At 64.1% G+C, this 19,343-nt stretch carries 14 protein-coding genes, 3 tRNA genes and 1 other RNA gene; 6 read left to right on the top strand and 12 right to left on the bottom strand.

The window, feature by feature from the left end; translation table 11 throughout:
- Positions 1–149 precede the first annotated feature (149 nt).
- Positions 150–2,597, bottom strand: coding sequence for an FtsX-like permease family protein (locus tag G5134_RS04175; protein ID WP_421231894.1), 2,448 nt, complete (start codon positions 2,595–2,597; stop codon positions 150–152).
- A 21-nt stretch (positions 2,598–2,618) separates the two neighbouring features.
- Complete coding sequence (locus tag G5134_RS04170; RefSeq protein WP_378002639.1) at positions 2,619–3,299, bottom strand: ABC transporter ATP-binding protein; 681 nt, start codon at positions 3,297–3,299, stop codon at positions 2,619–2,621.
- Positions 3,300–3,474: 175 nt separating this feature from the next.
- On the opposite strand from G5134_RS04170, the gene G5134_RS04165 reads away from it, so the two are divergent.
- The 3 genes from G5134_RS04165 to G5134_RS04155 all read left to right on the top strand — a co-directional run bounded on the left by G5134_RS04165 (position 3,475) and on the right by G5134_RS04155 (position 6,114).
- The gene (locus G5134_RS04165) at positions 3,475–3,942 is read left to right on the top strand and encodes a DUF4357 domain-containing protein (protein ID WP_005302024.1); all 468 of its coding nucleotides are present in this window, start codon (positions 3,475–3,477) and stop codon (positions 3,940–3,942) included.
- 152 nt (positions 3,943–4,094) lie between these two features.
- Positions 4,095–5,522: a sodium:proton antiporter NhaD gene (gene nhaD / locus G5134_RS04160; protein WP_421231893.1), complete on the top strand. Its 1,428-nt coding sequence runs from the start codon at positions 4,095–4,097 to the stop codon at positions 5,520–5,522.
- A gap of 25 nt (positions 5,523–5,547) precedes the next feature.
- On the top strand, positions 5,548–6,114 hold the full coding sequence (locus tag G5134_RS04155; protein ID WP_408784365.1) for a pyridoxamine 5'-phosphate oxidase family protein: 567 nt from the start codon (positions 5,548–5,550) through the stop codon (positions 6,112–6,114).
- A gap of 71 nt (positions 6,115–6,185) precedes the next feature.
- Here the strand turns inward: G5134_RS04155 and G5134_RS04150 are convergent, their stop codons facing one another.
- The 10 genes from G5134_RS04150 to G5134_RS04105 form a co-directional block, all read right to left on the bottom strand.
- The gene (locus G5134_RS04150; RefSeq protein WP_408784367.1) at positions 6,186–7,376 is read right to left on the bottom strand and encodes a Bcr/CflA family multidrug efflux MFS transporter; all 1,191 of its coding nucleotides are present in this window, start codon (positions 7,374–7,376) and stop codon (positions 6,186–6,188) included.
- Between the two features lie 51 nt (positions 7,377–7,427).
- Positions 7,428–8,711, bottom strand: coding sequence for a hypothetical protein (locus G5134_RS04145; protein WP_421231892.1), 1,284 nt, complete (start codon positions 8,709–8,711; stop codon positions 7,428–7,430).
- Positions 8,712–8,898: 187 nt separating this feature from the next.
- The gene (locus G5134_RS04140; protein ID WP_017786806.1) at positions 8,899–9,459 is read right to left on the bottom strand and encodes a hypothetical protein; all 561 of its coding nucleotides are present in this window, start codon (positions 9,457–9,459) and stop codon (positions 8,899–8,901) included.
- 142 nt (positions 9,460–9,601) lie between these two features.
- Positions 9,602–11,026 carry an FAD-dependent oxidoreductase gene (locus G5134_RS04135; protein ID WP_421231891.1) on the bottom strand — a complete coding sequence of 475 codons (1,425 nt, stop codon included), beginning with the start codon at positions 11,024–11,026 and terminating at the stop codon, positions 9,602–9,604.
- Positions 11,027–11,122: 96 nt separating this feature from the next.
- The gene (locus G5134_RS04130; RefSeq protein WP_421231890.1) at positions 11,123–11,941 is read right to left on the bottom strand and encodes an FTR1 family iron permease; all 819 of its coding nucleotides are present in this window, start codon (positions 11,939–11,941) and stop codon (positions 11,123–11,125) included.
- Positions 11,941–14,922, bottom strand: a complete 2,982-nt coding sequence (locus G5134_RS04125) for a YncE family protein (RefSeq protein ID WP_065018025.1) — start codon at positions 14,920–14,922, stop codon at positions 11,941–11,943. The genes G5134_RS04130 and G5134_RS04125 overlap by 1 nt, the downstream gene beginning before the upstream one ends.
- Positions 14,923–14,926: 4 nt before the next feature.
- On the bottom strand, positions 14,927–15,376 hold the full coding sequence (locus G5134_RS04120) for a hypothetical protein (protein WP_065018026.1): 450 nt from the start codon (positions 15,374–15,376) through the stop codon (positions 14,927–14,929).
- A gap of 117 nt (positions 15,377–15,493) precedes the next feature.
- Positions 15,494–15,979, bottom strand: a complete 486-nt coding sequence (locus G5134_RS04115; RefSeq protein ID WP_005301997.1) for a YqhA family protein — start codon at positions 15,977–15,979, stop codon at positions 15,494–15,496.
- Between the two features lie 148 nt (positions 15,980–16,127).
- Positions 16,128–16,203: transfer RNA gene (locus tag G5134_RS04110), tRNA-Asn, on the bottom strand.
- Between the two features lie 2 nt (positions 16,204–16,205).
- Positions 16,206–16,281, bottom strand: a tRNA-Asn gene (locus G5134_RS04105).
- Positions 16,282–16,775: 494 nt separating this feature from the next.
- On the opposite strand from G5134_RS04105, the gene dauA reads away from it, so the two are divergent.
- The 3 genes from dauA to G5134_RS04090 all read left to right on the top strand — a co-directional run bounded on the left by dauA (position 16,776) and on the right by G5134_RS04090 (position 19,281).
- On the top strand, positions 16,776–18,572 hold the full coding sequence (gene dauA / locus G5134_RS04100; protein ID WP_193557926.1) for a C4-dicarboxylic acid transporter DauA: 1,797 nt from the start codon (positions 16,776–16,778) through the stop codon (positions 18,570–18,572).
- Positions 18,573–18,844: 272 nt separating this feature from the next.
- Positions 18,845–18,932, top strand: a tRNA-Ser gene (locus G5134_RS04095).
- Between the two features lie 220 nt (positions 18,933–19,152).
- A non-coding RNA gene (locus G5134_RS04090) (RtT sRNA) lies at positions 19,153–19,281 on the top strand.
- Positions 19,282–19,343: the final 62 nt, after the last annotated feature.

Here is a 19,343-nt window from a genome sequence, read left to right as displayed (position 1 = left end):
GATTCCCCTCACCCTGGCCCTCTCCCGAAGGGGGAGGGGATGGTTCGCGGCAGCTCTGTGCGCTTCTCTGCGTTGAATCAGGGGCGGTGACAGGGATCTGGTCAATGGGAACGTCAAGTCATGGCTGAGCCAGTGCGCTAACCAATATTTCATACCACTCTCCTTACGGCGTACCAGGAGGCGAGCGCACCACAGACGGGGGCGAGCAGGAGCGCCGTGACGGCGTGCAGGGGGGCGGCCTCGAAGGCCAGCCGCCAGCCGAAGGCGCGGGGGTTGACCACCTCAATCAGCACCCAGGCAAGGCCATAGCCCACCGGCAGGGCCAGCAGCGCGGTGAGCAGCCCGAGACCCGCCCCCTGCCACACCAGCAACCGGCGGCAGTGGCGCGGGCTCAAGCCAAGGCTCTGCAGGGTCTGCAACTCGCTGCGCCGGGCCAGCCCCAGCACCATAAAGGCCGAGCCGATGCCGATGAAGGCGATCCCCAGAATGAGCAACTTCAATAGCTCGGTCACCACGAAGGTCTGGTCGAACACCCTGAGGGCGGCGGCGTGGATGGCGGGGGCGGGCAACAGGTTCACCCGCTCGCCAAACTGGGCCCGCAGGCGATCGGCGAGGCGATCAACGTGCTGGCTGAAGAGAGCCAGGGATTGCACCTTGCCCCCTTCGAAGGCGTGCAGTATCTGCCCCTTGTCGCTGCCGTAATCCTGATAGACGCCGGTGACGGTGAGTGTCCTTGGGCCCTGCTCGCCGGTGACTTCGAGTGTCTGCCCCACCCTGACCCCGAGGCGCACCGTCAGCGGTTCGCTCGCCAGCACCTCGGCGGGGGTGGCGGGCCAGCGTCCGGCCAGCAGCGGATAGGCGGCTTTGAGCTCGGGAATGAAGTCCATCTGCGCCCACTCGATGGGCTGCCCCTGCCAGCGGGCCGGGTGCACCGAGCGGCGCGAGGCGGCGCGCACGTCCGGCGCGGCGAGGATGGTGGTGAGGGTCTGCTCGCTCAGGGCGCCCTTGCTGCCGGCCACCCCCCTGGGGGCGGTGACGTAGAGATCGGCGGCCAGGCGCTGGCCAAGCCAGATCTCTACGCTCGAGCGAAAGCTCGACACCATGACCCCGATGCCGATGGCCGCCGCGATGGCCAGTTGCAGCGCCATCACCGCGATGGCGGTGCGATCCAGGTGATAGAGGGTTTCAGCCACCCCGAGTCGGGCGCTGAGGGAGCCGCACTCGCGTCGGCGCAGCCGGCCCAGCACGGCGCGCAGCACATCGGGCAGGGCGAGCGCCATGGCTAGCAGCCAGCCGCCGGCCACGAAGAGGGCGCCGCCCAGCCCGGTTTCTGGCCGCCACAGACACAGGGCGCAGAGCAGCAAGATGGCGATGGCGAGCCCCCGACGTTGCCAGGGGTGAGCCGGCGGGCGGCTGTTGCCTTCTCGCAGCTCTAGGGGGGATTGGCGCAGCAGTTGCCACCAGCCGGGCAGGTTGGCGGCCAGCATCCCCAGAAGGCCAATGACCAGCGCCTTGCCAAGACTGGCGGGGGAGAGGCGCAGCAGATCGATGGGGTTGGGGCCATAGAGATCGGCCAGCGCATGGGTGAGCTGCCCCATCAGGGCGAGGGCCAGGAGGCTTCCCAGCAGCAGCCCGAGCAGGGTGCCGATGCTGGCGAGGATCAGGATCTCCAGGGTCAGCCAGCGCAGCAGCCGGCGCGGTGGCATGCCGAGGATAATGAGCTGGGCCAGTTGGGGGCGGCGCACGCTCTGCACGAAGCGCTGGGCGTTGAACACCAAAAACAATCCCACCGCCATGGCGAGCAGGGAGAGCGCAGTGAGGTTCAGAGCCAGCGCATCGCCGAGCTGGCTGGCATCGAGGGCCGGGCTGATGGGCTCAAGCCAGAGGGGTTGATGAGGGGCATTGGATTGCAGGGCCGCCTGCAAGGCTCTTTGCAAGGTATTGGCCTCGCCCTCGCTGAGCTTGAAGACGATGCGATCGAGCCGCCCTTCCTTGCCAAGCAGGGGCTGGGCGAGGCCGATGTCGGTCACCAACAGCCGCTCCATGGGCACGGCGCCAGGCTCGAAGGTGCCGGCCAGGGTGAGGGTCAGCGGGCGGGGCGGTGCCCCTTCAGCGCCACCCAGCACGAAGCGCCGGCTCTGGCCCGTTTGCCAGCCAAGGCGCTTGGCCTCGGGGGCAGCCAGCCAGACGCTGTCGGCGCGGGTGAGGGAGAAGGTGGGCTTATTGTCCGGCGCGGCGCCAAACAGCCGGTGCAAGGGGCCGGGGTTGAACAGATCCATCCCCAGCAGCTGAAAACTGCGCCCCTGTTCATCTTGCAGCCAGCCGTGCAGCTGGGGCATGGCGTCGAGGTTCGGCTGGCTTCGCACCAGCATCACATAGAGCTGCTCGTCCAGCCCGCCGTCCGGCGCCAGCCGGTAGTTCGCTTCCCCCGCCAGCTGGCTGCGGGCGGCGACGAAGTTGGTGCGGGCGCTGTGGTTCAAGAGCTCGATGGCCACCACCAAAGAGACCCCCAGGGTGAGCCCGACCAGGCTCATCAACAGCAGCCAGGGATGAGCGCGATAGAGGCGCAGCAGCGCCTTGAGCGGCAGCGGCAACATCACAGCCCTCCGTGGTGGGCGTCAGTCATGGCGGCGCCCCTTGAGCTCGACCAGCTGGCCCCCTTCAAGGCGCAGCACCCGATCCGCCAGGGCGCCATAGGCGGGGTTGTGGCTCACCAGCAAGAGGCCGGCGCCGGTGCCCCGCACCGCCGTCATCATCAGCGCCATCACCTGCTCGGCGTTGTGTTCATCGAGGCTGCCGGTGGGCTCGTCGGCGAGCAGCCACTTCGGCTGGTGAATGAGGGCGCGGGCCAGCGCCACCCGTTGGCGCTGGCCGCCGGAGAGCTGCTCCGGCCAGGCATGGCGTTTGTGGGCCAGATCGAGGCGCTCCAGCAGACCGTCAATGCGTGTCTCATCGCGGGCAAGCTGGTTGATGGCAAGGGGCAGGGCGAGGTTCTCGGCCACAGTCAACGTCGGCAGCAGGTTGAAATCCTGATAGACGATGCCGAAATGGCGGCCGCGCAGGCGGGCCTGCTCGTCCGGCGACTGGTTGTCGAGGCGGGTCTCCCCCAGCCAGATCTCCCCCTCATCCGGGGGGAGCAGGCCGGCGATGAGGTTCAGCAGGGTCGACTTGCCGCAGCCGCTCTGCCCCAGCAGCAGGGTGATCTCGCCGGCCGCCAGGGTCAGATCAAGGTGGTGAAACAGCGGCAGCCGTTCGCTGCCGTTATCGAAGCTCTTGCCGAGATTGCGCAGATTCAGCATGGGATAACCGGTTGATGGCCAATGGCTTTCATTACGTGCCCTCGGCTCGCCTCAGGATGAGTGCCACTATGCCAGTTAGTGATCAAGGCTGCAAAAGAGGTGAGGATCCTGGCTGGATCCCGCTCGCCTGTGGTGGTTAGAATAGGGGCCTCCATGGGTCACAGGATGCGCAAGGATGTTACACAAGCAAGTCAGTTTTATCGTCGACAGCAAGGGCGCCAAGCAGGCTGCCGTGGTCCCCATCGAGATTTACAACGAGCTGATGACCCTGCAAAAGGCGCTCTCCGACAACAAGCCGGGCGAGCGCGAGCTCTACCACTTCAACGGCAAGGGGGCCGAGGCGCACGGTTATCCGGTGGGCAAGCGGCAGAACCCCGGCTTCATGGTGCTGGCGGGTTCCACCGCCAACGGCGAGGATGCGGCTTCCCTGCGCGAGGCGGTGATCGAACTGCGCCAGGAGCTGTTGGGCAAGGGGATCCTGGCCCCGCGCAGCGAAGGGGGTTTCGTCTTTACCGCCGATCAGCTGTTCAACAGCCCGAGCCTGGCCGCCAGCCTGGTGGCGGGCAACAACCGAAGCGGGCTGGACGCCTGGCAAAACAGTGCCGGCTACACCCTCAAACGCTCGGGGTTTGGCAAGAAATAACCCTGATGGCAGGGGCAAGGAGCGCCGCCTGATCTCGCGCCCCTGATGCAAGCGTTCGCCCACCCGGGCCTGGCGCGAGCAGGGAGAAGGCAGGGGGGCGTCCCTGTCCACTGTCAGCCTTAAAACCAGACGGTTTCCAAGAGAGGGGCCCCATGTCTGGATCTGCACGTCTGTTTTCTTCGGCCATCCTCGGCCTCTTCTGCGCCCCCGCGCTCGCCGACGGCGGCCCACTGCCCATGACGCACACCGGCGCCGGCCTCTTTGCTCTGGCCATCTTCGCCCTGGCCTATGTCCTGGTGATGGCGGAGGAGTACCTGAAGCTGCGCAAGTCCAAGCCCGTGCTGGTGGCGGCCGGCATCATCTGGATCGTCATCGGCATCGTCTATGCCGGGCAGGGGCAGAGCCCGCTGGCGGTGGCGGGATTTCGCCAGACGCTGCTGGAGTACGCCGAGCTGATGCTCTTCCTGCTGGTGGCCATGACCTATGTCAACGCCATGGAGGACCGGCTGCTGTTCGATGCCCTGCGTGCCCGCCTGGTACGCACCAGGCTCAGCCTGCGATCCCTGTTCTGGCTGACGGGGATCCTCGCCTTCTTCATCTCCCCGGTGGTGGACAACCTCACCACGGCGCTCTTGATGTGCACCGTCGTGCTCCATGTGGCCAACGGGGAGCGCCGCTTCATCAACCTGGCCTGCATCAACATAGTGGTGGCGGCCAATGCGGGCGGCGCCTTCAGCCCCTTTGGCGACATCACCACCCTGATGGTGTGGCAGGCGGGCCAGGTGCCCTTCGAGCAGTTTCTGCTGCTGTTCGTGCCGGCCCTGCTCAACTTCCTGGTGCCGGCCACCCTGATGAGCCTGATGGTGCCGCGCCATGCCCCCACCATGAGCCACGAGCGGGTGGTGCTCAGACGCGGGGCCTTCACCATAGTGCTGCTCTTCCTGCTCACCATAGTGACCGCGGTCGCCTGCCATCACTTCCTGGCGCTGCCCCCCGTGCTCGGCATGATGATGGGGCTCGGCTATTTGCAGTTCTTCGGCTTTTACCTGCGCAAGACGCAGCCCGTCACCCTGGCTCGTGAGCGGGCGCTGTACGCGCGCACCGGCGACGAGGCCCGGTTGCTGCGCCTGGGCTCCATGGTGCCGTTCGATGTGTTCAACAAGATAGCCAAGGCGGAGTGGGACACCCTGCTCTTCTTCTACGGAGTGGTGATGTGTGTCGGCGGGCTCGGCTTCATGGGCTATCTGGCGCTCGCCTCCCAACTGCTCTACCAGGGGGATCCGACCCTGGCCAACGTGGCCATCGGCCTGCTCTCCGCCCTTATCGACAACATCCCCGTGATGTATGGGGTCCTCTCCATGGAGCCGCAGATGAGCGCGGGGCAGTGGCTGCTGGTGACCCTGACCACCGGCGTGGGGGGCAGTTTGCTCTCCATCGGCTCGGCGGCAGGGGTGGCCCTGATGGGGCAGGCGAGGGGCATGTATACCTTCGTAGGCCACCTCAAGTGGTTGCCCGCCATTTTGCTTGGCTATATGGTCGGCATAGGGGCGCACCTGTGGCTCAACAGCGCCCTGTTTTGAGCGTGATCATGGAGAGACAGACAAGATGGGACAACTGTTCGAGGCGCTCTCGCCGCGCCATGTGGCCTTCATCGAGGCACAGAAGATCTTCTTCGTCGGCACGGCGGCCGCAGAGGGGACGGTCAATCTCTCCCCCAAGGGTGGGGACTCGCTGAGGGTCATCGATGCCCACACCCTGGCCTGGCTCAACCTGACCGGCAGTGGCAACGAGTCGGCGGCCCATGTGCTGCAACACCCGCGCATGACGGTGATGTTCTGCGCCTTCGAAGGGGCGCCGCTGATCCTGCGGGCCTATGGCCGGGCGCGGGTGCTGCACCGGAGTGATCCTGAGTGGTCGTCGTTCCTGGCACGTTTCCCCCAAAGCGTCGCGGCCCGCCAGATCTTCCTGCTGGACATAGCGCGCGTCCAGGCCTCCTGCGGCATGTCGGTGCCTCTGTATGAGTACCAGGGGGACAGGGAAGATCTTGCCAACTGGTCCGAGCGTCAGGGCCGGGAGGGGATTGAAGCCTACTGGCGCAAGAAGAATCAGCTGAGCCTGGATGGGCTGGAGAGCGAGATCCTGGTGCGAAGCGGACTCTCGCCGGACCCCTGAGGAGCCACGTACACGCAAGCGAACACAAAAAAGCCCTGTCCATGGACAGGGCTTGGTCATTCTTGGGGCCCTCAGGCGCGCTTGCCGGTCAGCAGCCAGTAGCAGAGCGCCGAGCCGAACCCGCAGCCGGCGATGGCGATGGCCATGGGCAGCGGCGATTCGGGGGGATTGAGGTTGACCAGCACCCCCACCAGGGCGCCGATGCCAAAGCGCAAGGTGCCCGCCAGCGCCGAGGCGGTGCCTGCGGACTGTGGGAAGTGGCCCATCAGGCCGGTCATGGCGTTGGCCCCCACCAGGCTGATGTGGCCGACGAACAGCACCACCGGAATGACGATGCCCCACAGGCCGCCGGTCTGGCTCCAGGCGTTGTAGATGAGCAGGGCCCCGGCCAGCGGCAGCACCAGCAGGCCGTATTGCAGCATGCGCTCGGCGCCCACTCCCTTCACCAGGCGGCTGTTGACGAAGGTGACCACCATCATCAGCAGGATGTTGAGGCCGAACAGCCAGCCGTAGTGCTCGGTCGGCACCTTGAAGTACTCGATGTAGACATAGGGGGAGGCGCTGATAAAGGCGAACATGCCCGAGCTCGACAGGGCGCCGCACAGCACGTAACCCATGGCGCCGCGATGGGATAGCACGCCCCAGTAGTTGCGCAGCACCTGGCCGAGGTTGAGGGGCTGCTTGTGCTCAGGCTTCAGGGTTTCCTGAATTTTCCACTGCATCACCAGGCAGATGAGCAGGCTGATGCCCATCAGCAGCCAGAAGATCACTCGCCAGTCGCTGTGGGCACTGATGTAGCCACCCACCACGGGGGCCACCAGCGGCGCGAGCGTCATCACCAGGATCACGAACGACATGGCGCGGGAGAAGGCCTCCTTCTCGAACAGGTCGCGCAGCAGCGCATTGACCACCACAGAGCCGGCCGCCCCGCCGGCTGCCTGCAACATCCGGTATGCCAGCAGCTCCGGCAGGGAATCCGCCATGGAGCAGCCCACCGAGGCGATGGCAAACATCACCAGCCCCGCCAGGATCACCGGTTTGCGGCCATAGCTGTCGGCGAGCGGGCCATAGAACAGCTGGCCGATGGCAAAGCCGCCGAGGAAGGCGCTGATGGTGAGCTGGGCGCCATCGATGCTGGTAGCCAGATCCCGGGCGATGGCCGGAATGGCGGGCAGGTACATGTCGACCGCGAGCGGCGTCAGGCCTGCCAGGGCGCCGAGCAGGATGAACAGGAAACGGGGGGAGAGGGGGGCGTGGGGCATAGGCTATCCAGTCTTGATGAGTGCGAAGTCAGGGAGTGACAAACATCCAGTCTACCAGTTTTGGTGACGGGGGTGATCCTGTATGCCGAGCCAGAGGCCGGGCTCGGCGTGAAAGCGGGGGGCAAACCAGACTCGCCGGCCGCCGGCGGGCAGATCCTCCAGGCCGAGGGGGCGCCGGCTGAGCCGGCAGGCCCCTTGCGACAATGCAAGGCGGGCATCCCCCTGATACCAGCCGTCGGTGACGGGCAGGGCCGTGGTTTCGCGCAGCAGCCTCACACCCCACTGGGTCACCAGCGCCGGGCACGCTTGCTCGGCCAGCCTGGCTGCCCGGGTCATGGCTGGCGCCGCCGGCGGGGTGAGGGTGCAGAGCAGCAGCACGAGGGCTCCCAGCATGGCCGCCAGCTCGCCCCGGCGTGGCAACCAGCCCGCCAGCAAGATGATGCCAAGCAGGGTGATGGGGGCCAGATGGCGGGGATTGTCCGGGTTCTGACCAAACAGGGTCCAGAGCAGCAGGGCAAGCCAGTAGAGGGACCAGCAGGGGGAGAGGGCGGTGCCATGGCCCTTGCATCGTTGCCACAGCGGCTGCGCCAGCAGTCCCCCGACAGCCAAGGGCCAGAGCGGGGTGAGCTGCTCGTTGAAGGTATTCGCCCAGCTCATCAGCCGATCGCCGTGAGCCGCCGCCGTGTTGCCCCACAGGGTAAAGTGACCGTCGGTAAAGCGCCGCCCCTCGCTGAAATAGGTCCAGCCATCGGCCTGCCAGACAAACAGCAGGCAGGCTAGCCCCACCAGCGTGATGGGGAGAAGAAACCTGATGCGCGTTCCCTTTTGCGCCATCCCGAGCCAAAGGGGCAGCAGGGCCAGCACGAAGTAGGAGGGGCGCAGCGCCAGCATCAGGCCCAGCAGCAGACCCGCCAGCGCGATTTTGCGCTGTTGCAAGGCCAGGAGAGCTCCGAGCCAGGCGGCCAGCGCCGGCCCGTCAGAGAGGCCGGAGAGCGCCAGAGTCGGGGTGAGCGGCAGGGCCAGCACCAGCAGCCAGAGCGGCGCCAGCAGGCTGGGCCGTTGCCACAACTTGACCGCCAGCGAGGTGGCGAGCGGCGCCAGCAAACTGCTCCCCAACAGGCTTGCCCACTGCACCGCGCGGGCCGGTTCGTCCACCGCCAGATTGATCAGCCGCGCCAGCCAGATAAAGGCGGGGTAGCCCGGAAAGTGGGGGGAAAACTCCAGCACGCTGAAACGCACCACCCCGTGGGCAAAGTTGAGGGCATCGTCGGAATCGAGGGCCACCGGGAAGGCCAGCAGCCAGCCAAGCCAGACCAGTTGTAGAAGGATCAGCAAGTAGGGTCGATTGGCGAAGCGTAATCGGCCGTGGTGACGCCCCCCTTCTCCCCTTGCGGGAGAAGGGTCGGGGATGAGGGGGGCCGTCGTCATCAATGAGAGGTCATCAAAGTGCGTAGGGTGGGTAGCGCGCAGCGAAACCCACCGCTTGTCACAGCGAGGTGGCGCAGTGATGGGCAGGTAGCCATCAGAGCGGTGCCAACACGGCCATCAGCGCTTTTTCTGCATCGCTAAAGGCGGCTGCATCGGCGGGCTTGGCGCCCACCCCGAACACCCCCGGGTTACCGATGGCATCCAGTACCTTGGCCAGCGCCTGCTCGGCGGCCTTGCGATCCCCTTCACTGAGGGAGGGGAGGATCAAATCGAGGAAGCGCTTGCTCTTGACCACCAGCACCTTGGCGGTCTGGTAGTCGCCAAGGTTCTGGCTGGCCCCCTCGAGGCGGCGCTCGATCTCCGCCTTGTAGGCCCGGTTGAGCAGGGCCGCGGTAGCGGCGGCGTCTTTGGCCTTGATGGCGGCTGCGAGCGGTGCTTGCAGCTCGACCTTGTGGTGCTGTTCCAGATAGGTCAGCTCCTCGGCGATCTCGCTCAAGGTGGTGCTGGCATCCTTGCCGTCAGTGGCGGCGCCCAGCAGCGCCTCGCGGGCATCGATCAGCGGCTCCTTGCCGGCGGCGGCGTAGGAGTAAGCCTGCGCCTGCCCGCTCAGGGTCAGCAGCAGGGTGAGGGCAAGTAAACCCGGGCGTATGGTCATCCTGTTCTCCTTACATTTGCCAAGAGGTTATGCCCATGGCGCGGCACTCAGGCCACGCTCTGGGTCTCAATCACGGTATTTTCGTTGCGATGGTTGAAGGTGTTGCGGCGTCTGTTTGCCGGTTAAGCACCTGCCATCGCTCTTAGGCCACGCTCTGGGTCTCGATCACGGTATTTTCATTGCGATGGTTGAAGATGGCGTGACGTCTGTCTACCCCGTCGATCACCATGTCAGCGGCCATCATCCCCATCTCCATGGCGGTGTCGGTGAAGATGTAGCGAAATGTCCCCTGACGGCCGGTCATGATGAGGTTGGTGATGGGCATCAGCGCCTTGATGGCCTCGTTGCGGCGGGCCTGATAACCGAGGTCCATCAGCGGATAGGCGTACTCGCTGCGGGCTTCGAAGGTCTCATCGCCAAGCTTGGCTGTATCGACGCCGAGGCTCGCGAGATCGGCGGTGACCCGGCCACGCAGATCAGAGAGCGGTGCCCGCCAGGTGGCATCGCCCGGATTGCAGGGGATCTCCAGCATCACCGAGGTCTGGCCCTGGGGCGCCATAAAGGGGCTGCGCCGGCGCGGCTCCTGCAAGCGGGTGGCTAGAATATGGGGGTCGGAGAGGTACTGCCAGGTGTTGTCCGACAGGTTCTCCTGTTTGAGCGGCATATTGACGAAGCGCAGCGACCGGTAGTGGAGATCGCACGGCAAGCCCAGATGCTGGCAAGTGAGCGGCAGCGGCAGGGTGGAGATGACCTGATCAAATCGCTCGCTCTGCTCAATCCCCTCCTGTTGCCAATAGACCCGTTCGATACGGCCATCAGCCTGCTCAAGGCGGGTGATGGTGGCGCCGGTTTTCAGCTCAACCCCTTCGGCTACCAGCCGCTCCCCCAGGGTGGTGAAGATCTGGCCGAAGCCATATTTGGGGTAGCGGTACTTGCGGGCATAGGTGCGCACCGAGATGCTGCCGTTGCGTCTTGGCAGCAGGCGGCGCGCCACGTCTTTGAGATCGATCAGGCTGATGCGCTGGCCGGCCCAGTCGGCGGAGAGCTGGTCCGGGTTGATGCCCCACAGCTTGCCGGTGTAGCCCTCGAAGAACTGGCGATAGAGGGTGCGACCGAAGTGGCTCTGGATCCACTCGGCAAAGCTCGCCTTGGCAAAATCGGTGGGCTTCCTGGCAAAGGGCAACAGCAGCAAGTCTTTCATCGCCCCGGCCATGAGGGCCAGCGGCGCCGTCTTGAGGAGGTTGGGCAGGTTCAAGGGGTAGTCATAGGTGCGCCCGCCAAAGCGGATCACGCTCTTGCGCATCGCGTGGAGCAGATCGTCCCCCATCAATTCGTCGATAAAGGCGAGCAGCTCGGGGTTCTTGGTGATGAAGCGGTGGCCGCCGTAGTCGAAGCGATACTCACCGTCGCGCCCCTTGAAGGTCTGGGTGGCGCACATGCCGCCCACCACGCTCTCCTGCTCGAACAGGGTGACCGCAAAACCGGCCTGGCGCAGGCGCCAGGCGGCCATCAGACCGGCAGGGCCGGCACCCAGTACCGCGATGTGTTGTGTGTTGTTGTCGCTCATGACTCTTTATCCGAAACGCTGACCAAAAGATTAAGAAGTGGAAAAGGCGGCCCCGCTGAGCCGCCTTGTCATCCGCTGCTGCGCCGCGCTGGGCGATCAGCGCTGGGGACGATAGTTGCGATGCCAGACGGTGACGAAGATCACCAAGTAGCTGGCCCAAGTCAGCAACTGCAGGCCGGCCGGTGAGGCATTGTAGCCAAACAGGGCGCGCAGGAAGGTACCAAATACCCCCTGATCGTCGAGAATGTGACTGATGTTGAAGACAGGCGTCGTCCAGAAGGTGATGAGCCCGGCCGCCTGCAACATGTTGACGGCGGACGACAGCAGGCCGGCGGCGATGATGATGATAAGCAGACCGGTCCAGCGGAAGAAGGGGGCCAGCGCCACCTTGCGGGTGGAGCGCAGCAGCCCCCACACCAGCACCACCGACAGCAGCAGGCCGCCCAGCGCCCCCATCAGCCCCTCGTGCAGATCCACCCCTTGCCCGGAGTAGACCAGGGCCGAGAAGAAGAGCACGGTTTCAAAGCCCTCGCGCATCACCGCCAGGAAGGCGAGCAGCACCAGACCGAACAGGTTGCCGCCGTCGATGGCGGCATCAATGCGCGCCGTCATGGCCCCCACCTGGGATTTGGCCTGCTTCTGCATCCAGACCGCCATGTAGGTGAGCACCAGGGTGGCAAAAATCAGGATCCCCGCCATCAGCAAATGGTTGTAGCGCTCGCTCTCGAACTGGCTCACCACCACCTGGAACAGGAAGGCGACCACGAGAGAGGCAAGCAGGCCGAGCCTCACCCCCAGATAGACGAACTTGTTGTAGCGGCTCGCTCCCAGCTTGGCGAGGTAGGAGAGGCAGATGCCGACCAGCAGGAAGGCTTCCAGCCCCTCGCGCAGGGTAATGAGAAAACTTGCAAACATCAGGTGTGAGGCTCCGTAGCGGGCGTGACGGGGAGAGGCCGCAGGGTGAGTTGCAGCCGATTGAGTAGCACTATGGGTGGCTCCGGCAAGCTCGGCTCGGCGGCGCGCACCGCATCATTGACCCACTTGGGGTAGGTGCGGAAATTGAGTTTGATATCGGCCTTGAAGGGCCCTTGGGCATCCGCTGGCAGCGGCCAGGCTTCATCGCGCCAGCCATCGGCCGGAATGCGGGTATCTTCAAGGAGCTTGGCGTAGCGCCAGAACTTGAGCCCCACCGGCTTGCCCTCGGCATCGCCGAACACTTTTCTGAACAGTCGCGCATCTTCAGGGACGGCGCCATCCGCCGGCTGACCGCTGGCAAGCAGCAGCTTGCCGCTGGCGTCGGTGACGGTCAGCTCCAGCCAGAGTTCGCGGAAATCGGCGACCCCGGTGGGCAGGGCGTGGCCGGCGCCGGTATTGGCGACCCGCACCACCAGCTCGGGCTGGCCGCTCTGGTTTTCAATGCGGGCAGAGAGGGTGGCGCTTGAGCGCAGCAGCGCCAGGCTCTCCTGCTCGAGCGCGGGATTGCGCAGCCCCACCAGCTGGTGCTGGGCGCCGGTAAAGTTGTGGCGATAGAGCCGTTCTTTCACTGTGCCGTTTTCGGTGGACTGGCCCGCCACCGCATCTCCACCATTACCCGGAGTTGGGTTCATGTGGCAGTCGATGCAGGTGCGCCGCTTGGCGGGATCCTCCGCCTTGGCGAAGCTGGAGCTTTCCCACTCGTCCCAGGTGTTGACGATGTTGGCGCCGGTGCCGGGGGCAAACTCGTTGTGGCAGGACTTGCACAGGGCCGCGTCGCGGTAGAAATCCTTCTGGTAGGAGGCCTTGTGCATGGCGGGGCGGGCGTTGATCTGCCGCTCGGCCAGCCAGTGCTTGAGGCTGCCGCCCGGGGCATCCTCGAACACATAGCTCTCGCGGTCTTTCAGATTTACGGTAAAGGCGCTGTTGCCGCCGGCATCTTCCACTTTGGTGATGCGATGGCAGAGCACACAGCCGGTGCCTTCCTCCACCACGGGTTCGCCTTTCTGGTGGGCGGCAATGAGCGAGGCGCCGCCCTGCTCGAACATATTCGAACCCTTGGGCAGATCCTGCTGGCCGTTCAACACCTGCTGAGGCATGTGGCAGCCCTGGCACCACTGACCGAAGGCTTCCCCTTCGGTTTCGCGGGCCAGCGCCTGCACCACCTTGTAGTAGGGGTGGGAGTTGCCCATCAGCCTGTGGTTGCTCTCGCTCCAGTCCTGGAACGCCTGTTGGTGGCAGTTCTGGCAGGAGGCGGAGTTGAGCCACTCTTTCGGGTGAGTGGTCGGCGCCTTGGCGGGATCCGTGCGCGGGGCATCGAGCCTGAGCCAGTTGGCAAGATAGGGGAGGTTGCCATCACTGGTCACGAAGGCGTGCAGATCCTCCATCATCGCTTTCACTTCCGGCTGGGGCCTGGCGGGGTCGACCGCTTCGGCGCCATCGCGGGTATCATGGCCCATGCCGCCCTGGGTCTGCTGGGTCATGCGCAGGTATTCGCCGATAAAGTCACCCGCCACCATGTTGACGAGGTTGGCGTGGCCGTTGATGGCGTTGTCGCCGCTCTGCTGGCGGTGGGCCGCCATCAGATAGCGGTTGGTGAAGTTGAACCCGTCCAGATGGCAGGAGTTGCAGCTCATCCAGTTGTCCCCCGCCATGGGGAAGCGGCTGTTGGCGCCGTTGTTGCCGAGCGTGTTACCAAGATGGAACAGCCGCTCGCCGCGTTGAAGCGCTTCGGGGCGAGGATCCGTCTCGACCAGCTTGGCGAAGTGGGGGACATCCACCGTGACCCGGGCAAACGGGCCGCTGCCGCCGGTGTTGAGGCGGGTGAGATCCTGCCCCATGACGTTGTGTACCAGGATATGGTCACCGTCGATCAAAAGATCGCGCGGATTCTGGCCCGGCAGGTGGCGAAGGAGCTGGGTCGCCTTGGCGCCGCCCTGAAACTTCTTGCGTCTGTGGCGGTTGCTGTTCTGCTTGCCGCTGCGCGACAGGTCGAACACCAGCAGGTCCTCCGAGCCCGCCAGGGTCAGGTAGACCCGCTTGCCATCGGCGGCGAAGCGCGCCGCGAATGGGTTGGAGACGATCTGGCTGCGGTTGCCGACGCTGGGCAGGTTGATCTGCAAGAAGAGCTGCTTTCTTTCATCGACCCGCTCTTTCTCTTCATCGAGATCGATGATGGAGACTGCCGGGAAGACGGTGCTCTGAAACTGGAAGGGGTGATCGAAGCTCCACAGCACGTGGGGCAGCCAGGCTTCGCTGCCATCGGGTGAGAGGGCGATGCCGTCCAGCAGGCGCGGCAAGCCCTGGGAGTCGCTTGGGGTGTCGCTGTGGGTCTCGGCCAGGGTGATGAGCTTGGGCTTGGGCAGAGTAGCCCCCTTAGCGTCCTTCTCAAGCTTGGCGAGATCATAGATGGCGAGCTGGCCGGTCATGGCGTGGGTGAGCAGCAGGCGATCGTCGTCGGTCAGGGCCAGCCCGCGGGGTGTCTCGGCGGTTTCTGCATCCAGCTGCAGCTTGCCCGTGGTGTCATAAGCCTGCAGGCGGCCTGCTTCGAACAGCGTGACCCAGAACCACTGCCGCCTGGCATCGAAGATGACGCCGTAGGGTCTATGGCCGGTGGGGATCGCTTTTTCCAGGTCGAGATCATCATCCAGCAGCAGCAACCGATCGCCGCGGTAGTCGGTCACCAGCAGGGTGCCGTCGTCGGCGCGGGCCAGCTGGCGCAGATCGCCCCCCAGTTGTGCCTCTTTAAGTCGCTTGCCGCTATTGCGCTCAAGCAGGGTGACCGAGCCTGCGCTCTGGTTGGCGGTGACGAGGCGCGGGGCGTTTCCCTCGTCATAGGCAATCATGGCGGTGCCCATCTCCTGGGCCGAGGCGGTCCCCAGCAGCAGGGTGGCCAACATCAGGGATAACAACAACTTCAACATAAGATCAGGTGCGCCATTTCAAGATGGTCCAGCGCCAGGCGTGGCGCAGCACCAGGGGAGTCAACGCGAGGGCGCTCAGCCAGTGGGCCCAGCTGGAAAGGTTGCCTAGGCTATCGCCCGGGGTGCCGTGCAGTACCAGCAGCAACCCGCTGGCCAGACAGACCAGCAGCAAGGCCTCGATGATGCGCCCCGTGGTGCGCAAGAAAGGCTTACGGCTTTTGCGCAGCAGGCTGCGATGGGAGAGCCAGAAGGCGCCGAACAGCAGGGGGAACAGGGTGAGCGAGAGGGCGACGTGCAGGAACAGATTCCAGCGTGCCAGCGACCAGAGCGGGGTCAGCGGTTCCCACAGCAGCAGGCCGGAGAAGAACATCAGATAGAGGGAGCCCTCGGCGGCCTGATGGTGATAGGCCAGCCACTGCCAGCAGTGTCGTGGTGAGAGGGAAAGGCTTGTCATAGGTGCTCCAACGCCCGGGCAGTAAAGCCCGGGGGAGCAAGTTTACAATGCAGTAAAGGTAATGAAAAGAGTTATCAATTCGGCCTTTGATGAATAAAGGCTGAATGAAAACCGGCGCTACTTGTGGTCCGCCAGCCGCTCGGTGACCGCGTAGATGAGCGCTGCGGTGGAGAAGGCGAGGAAGACGATGACCGACCACTTCATCTCGATCTCGTTGCCGGTACCGTCGGTCAGGAAGGCCTTGAGCACCTCGATCCCGGCGATGGTGACCAGGGAGTTGATGACGATGAGTTTGAGGGAGGCGAAGTTGATCTTGCTGAGCCAGTTGTCGCCAAGGGCTGCCCGCTGCTCCGGGGTCTTGATGAACTGCACGTAGCCGCAGATGGCCACCAGGATCAGCATCTGGGCCACCAGCACGAAGTCCACCAGGGTCAGCACCCCTGTGATGAGATCCAGATAGGGGATGTCGATGATGTCGCGACACAGCTCATAGAGCTGCATGGCGAACTTCACCATCAAGAGGGCGACACAGACAAGGATGCAGACATAGAAGGGAAACATCATCAACCGGCTGCCATTGAGCATTAAGTTGAAACGGCGCATGAAAACTCCTGAAGAGGGTAAGGTTGCGCTGATTATGGCGCGAAATGGCCCTCAGGGGGATCCCTGTCGTTCACAACCCGTGATGACGAGCAGTGCGAGCCGGGCGACAGAATGCAAAAAGCCCAGCCAAAGGCTGGGCTTTCGAATGTGGCTCCCTCGACAGGACTTGAACCTGTGACATACGGATTAACAGTCCGCCGTTCTACCGACTGAACTACGAGGGAATTGGCTCCTCCTACTGGACTTGAACCAGTGACATACGGATTAACAGTCCGCCGTTCTACCGACTGAACTAAGGAGGAATTGCCTGTCTCGTCGAGACGGTGCGGATATTAATGGCCCGTCCGCCGGGTGTCAACCCGCGATCCGCTGCAAAAAGGGGATTTTGGACCGTTTGCCCAAAACTTGGCCGCTGTGGACTATTTTCAGCACAATCAGCAGCTTGGAGTGAGCCTCGCAGGCTCGCCAAGGGGGAAGCCGCCGAGTAAGGAGGGAGGTAGACGAAATGCATTGGCTGCCGAGACAGGATGAGGGAGGGGCGAGCGCCGGCACCGTATCCGACGGGCAGATATAAAGAGGGGGAGGGAGCACGACAAGAATAAGGAAGGGAAAAATTGGTTAGCAGGCGAAGTGAGTGTGCTGCGTAATGGTGAGAAAAGTGGTCGATATGCTGACTATCACCGGCAATGTTGCGTGGTAACGGCCATTCATTGATCCCGCCCATCGAAATATTTCATCGGCTGGGGTATGGTTGGCTAGGATACCATCGCCGTGTCGACAGCTCTGCCGGCCCTTGATGATGATCGGGCGCCGGTTCAATCCGGCCTTTATCTCCCTCTTCTGGTATTACGAATACATGCACAACCAAGCACCTTTGCAAAGCGTGAAGCTGGCCATTGCTTTACGCCAATCCTGTATTGACGAACCCTACAGCGTTCCCCGCTTCGGCCGCGACCTGATCGCCGGCATCACGGTCGGCATCATCGCCATTCCACTGGCCATGGCGCTGGCCATTGCCAGTGGTGTGCCGCCCCAGCACGGTCTCTATACTGCCATCATCGCCGGTATCGTCATCGCCGTGACAGGTGGCTCCCGCTTCTCTATCTCGGGGCCGACCGCCGCCTTCGTGGTGATCCTCTATCCGGTGGCCCAGCAGTTCGGTGTGGGTGGCCTGTTGATGGCGACCCTGATCTCGGGCTTTTTCCTGGTGGCCATGGGGGTGGCCCGGCTCGGGCGCCTCATCGAATACATTCCGCCTTCGGTGACCCTGGGCTTTACCGGCGGTATCGCCATCGTGATCGCCACCTTGCAGATCAAGGACTTCTTCGGTCTGCAGGTGCCCGAGATGCCGGAAACCTATATTGGCAAGGTGGAGGCACTGGCCCATGCCCTGCCCAGCTGGCAGTGGGGGGATACGCTGGTGGGGATTGCGACCCTGGCGGTGCTGCTGCTCTGGCCGCGTCTGCGGCTGCCGGTGCCAGGCCACCTGCCCGCCGTGCTGGTGGGGGTGGGCCTTGGCTTTGGCCTGCATCAGTTCGGGGTGGACGTGGCCACCATCGGCAGCAAGTTCAGCTATACCCTGGCCGACGGTAGCCAGGGCATGGGGATCCCGCCCATCGCGCCGACCCTGGTGATGCCCTGGGCCCTGCCGGGGCCGGATGGTTCGCCGGTGGAGTGGAACCTGGCCGCCATCGAGCGCCTGTTGCCCGCCGCCTTCTCCATGGCGATGCTGGGAGCCATCGAATCCCTGCTCTGCGCCGTGGTGCTGGACGGCATGACAGGTCGCAAGCACAGCTCCAACGCCGAGCTGGTGGGGCAGGGGCTTGGCAACATAGTCTCCCCCTTCTTCGGCGGCATCACTGCCACCGCCGCCATTGCCCGTTCCGCCGCCAACGTGCGGGCCGGGGCAACTTCTCCCATCTCCGGCATCGTGCATGCGCTGGTGGTGCTGGCGGCCATCCTGGTGCTGGCGCCCTGGCTCTCCTGGCTGCCGCTCTCGGCCATGGCGGCCCTGCTGCTCATCGTCGCCTGGAACATGAGCGAGGCGCACAAGGTGGTGGAGCTCATTCGCCGCGCCCCCAGATCCGACGTGTTGGTGCTGCTGGTCTGCCTGTCGCTGACCGTCATCTTCGACATGGTTATCGCCATCACCTTCGGGGTGATCCTCGCTTCCCTGCTGTTCATGCGCGAGATTGCCAAGATGACCAAGCTGCACAACCTGGCGGATCACAAGCGCTACGCCCATGAAGTGCCGGAGCAGGCGCTGCTCTACAAGGTCAACGGCCCGCTGTTCTTCGCCGCCGCCGAGCGGGTGTTCGGCGAGCTGGTAGCCCAGGTCAAAGGCCACAAACTGCTGGTACTGCAGATGGAGGCGGTCTCGATCCTGGACGCAGGTGGCCTCTCCGCCTTCCTGCAGTTTGAAAAGCAGATGGCCAAGGCGGGGGTGCAGTTGCGGGTGGCCGAGCTGCAGTTCCAGCCGCTCAAGACCCTGGCGCGCGCCAAGGTGCGTCCGGTGCCCGGTCAGCTGGAGTTTTACGGCTCGCTGGAAGAGGCACTCAAAGGCGAGCATTTGCACGAAGCGGCTGGAAATTGATTGAAAGGGATACGAAACGGCATGTTTTTAGTCACTTGGTTCGGATAATGAGCAAACGAACGCAAAAAGTGAAAAATTGCATTGACCGCATGCCATCGTATCCCGTACATTACGCCCCGTTCCGGCGCAACGGCGCAACGAACGAAGTGCTGGCTGAGCACGTTAAACAACAGACCAAAATTTGGTGAGGTGACCGAGAGGCTGCCCACCGACGAAGTCGGCAAGATGCACGCGCAGCGTGCTCCGAAAGCCACTTCAAGAAGTAAAAATTTGGTGAGGTGTCCGAGTGGCTGAAGGAGCACGCCTGGAAAGTGTGTATACGGCAACGTATCGAGGGTTCGAATCCCTCCCTCACCGCCAAATAAAACAAAAGGGCCTGTCGAAAAACAGGCCCTTTTGTTTTATCCGGTGACGGGCGGCTTGGTTCGGGCCCTGGTTCGACAGGTGGGCAGGACAGCCCGCCTGGACGGCCAGAGGCCGCCCGCAGGGCGAGCGCCAGGGACGGTGCGAGTCAATCCCGACCCATCCTCAGATGTTAAAACCGACCCGATGGTCGGTTTTTTGCTTTGAAGAGTCATCAGCTCATGTCGAAGAGGGAGGGTGAGAACCATCGCCGGGTGTGAGCAGAGCAGCTTGCTGCGATGAACGGCCGCAGGCCGCCCCGAAGGGGTGAGCCACGCAGTGGCGAATCATCCCTCCCTCACCGCCAAATAAAGCAAAAGGCCCCGTTGCAAGACAGGGCCTTTTGCTTATCAGGGGCGAGATTGTCAC

Source organism: Aeromonas sp. 600276 (assembly GCF_049175815.1).
GTDB lineage: Bacteria > Pseudomonadota > Gammaproteobacteria > Enterobacterales > Aeromonadaceae > Aeromonas > Aeromonas dhakensis.
This window is presented reverse-complemented; position numbering and strand designations above follow the sequence as displayed.

What these genes read in the sequence shown, in the direction of transcription:
- G5134_RS04175 (WP_421231894.1), bottom strand. Translation starts at nt 2,597, where the DNA reads ATGTTGCCGCTGCCGCTCAAGGCGCTGCTGCGCCTCTATCGCGCTCAT.
- G5134_RS04170 (WP_378002639.1), bottom strand. Translation starts at nt 3,299, where the DNA reads ATGCTGAATCTGCGCAATCTCGGCAAGAGCTTCGATAACGGCAGCGAA.
- G5134_RS04165 (WP_005302024.1), top strand. Translation starts at nt 3,475, where the DNA reads ATGTTACACAAGCAAGTCAGTTTTATCGTCGACAGCAAGGGCGCCAAG.
- nhaD (WP_421231893.1), top strand. Translation starts at nt 4,095, where the DNA reads ATGTCTGGATCTGCACGTCTGTTTTCTTCGGCCATCCTCGGCCTCTTC.
- G5134_RS04155 (WP_408784365.1), top strand. Translation starts at nt 5,548, where the DNA reads ATGGGACAACTGTTCGAGGCGCTCTCGCCGCGCCATGTGGCCTTCATC.
- G5134_RS04150 (WP_408784367.1), bottom strand. Translation starts at nt 7,376, where the DNA reads ATGCCCCACGCCCCCCTCTCCCCCCGTTTCCTGTTCATCCTGCTCGGC.
- G5134_RS04140 (WP_017786806.1), bottom strand. Translation starts at nt 9,459, where the DNA reads ATGACCATACGCCCGGGTTTACTTGCCCTCACCCTGCTGCTGACCCTG.
- G5134_RS04135 (WP_421231891.1), bottom strand. Translation starts at nt 11,026, where the DNA reads ATGAGCGACAACAACACACAACACATCGCGGTACTGGGTGCCGGCCCT.
- G5134_RS04130 (WP_421231890.1), bottom strand. Translation starts at nt 11,941, where the DNA reads ATGTTTGCAAGTTTTCTCATTACCCTGCGCGAGGGGCTGGAAGCCTTC.
- G5134_RS04125 (WP_065018025.1), bottom strand. Translation starts at nt 14,922, where the DNA reads ATGTTGAAGTTGTTGTTATCCCTGATGTTGGCCACCCTGCTGCTGGGG.
- G5134_RS04120 (WP_065018026.1), bottom strand. Translation starts at nt 15,376, where the DNA reads ATGACAAGCCTTTCCCTCTCACCACGACACTGCTGGCAGTGGCTGGCC.
- G5134_RS04115 (WP_005301997.1), bottom strand. Translation starts at nt 15,979, where the DNA reads ATGCGCCGTTTCAACTTAATGCTCAATGGCAGCCGGTTGATGATGTTT.
- dauA (WP_193557926.1), top strand. Translation starts at nt 16,776, where the DNA reads ATGATGATCGGGCGCCGGTTCAATCCGGCCTTTATCTCCCTCTTCTGG.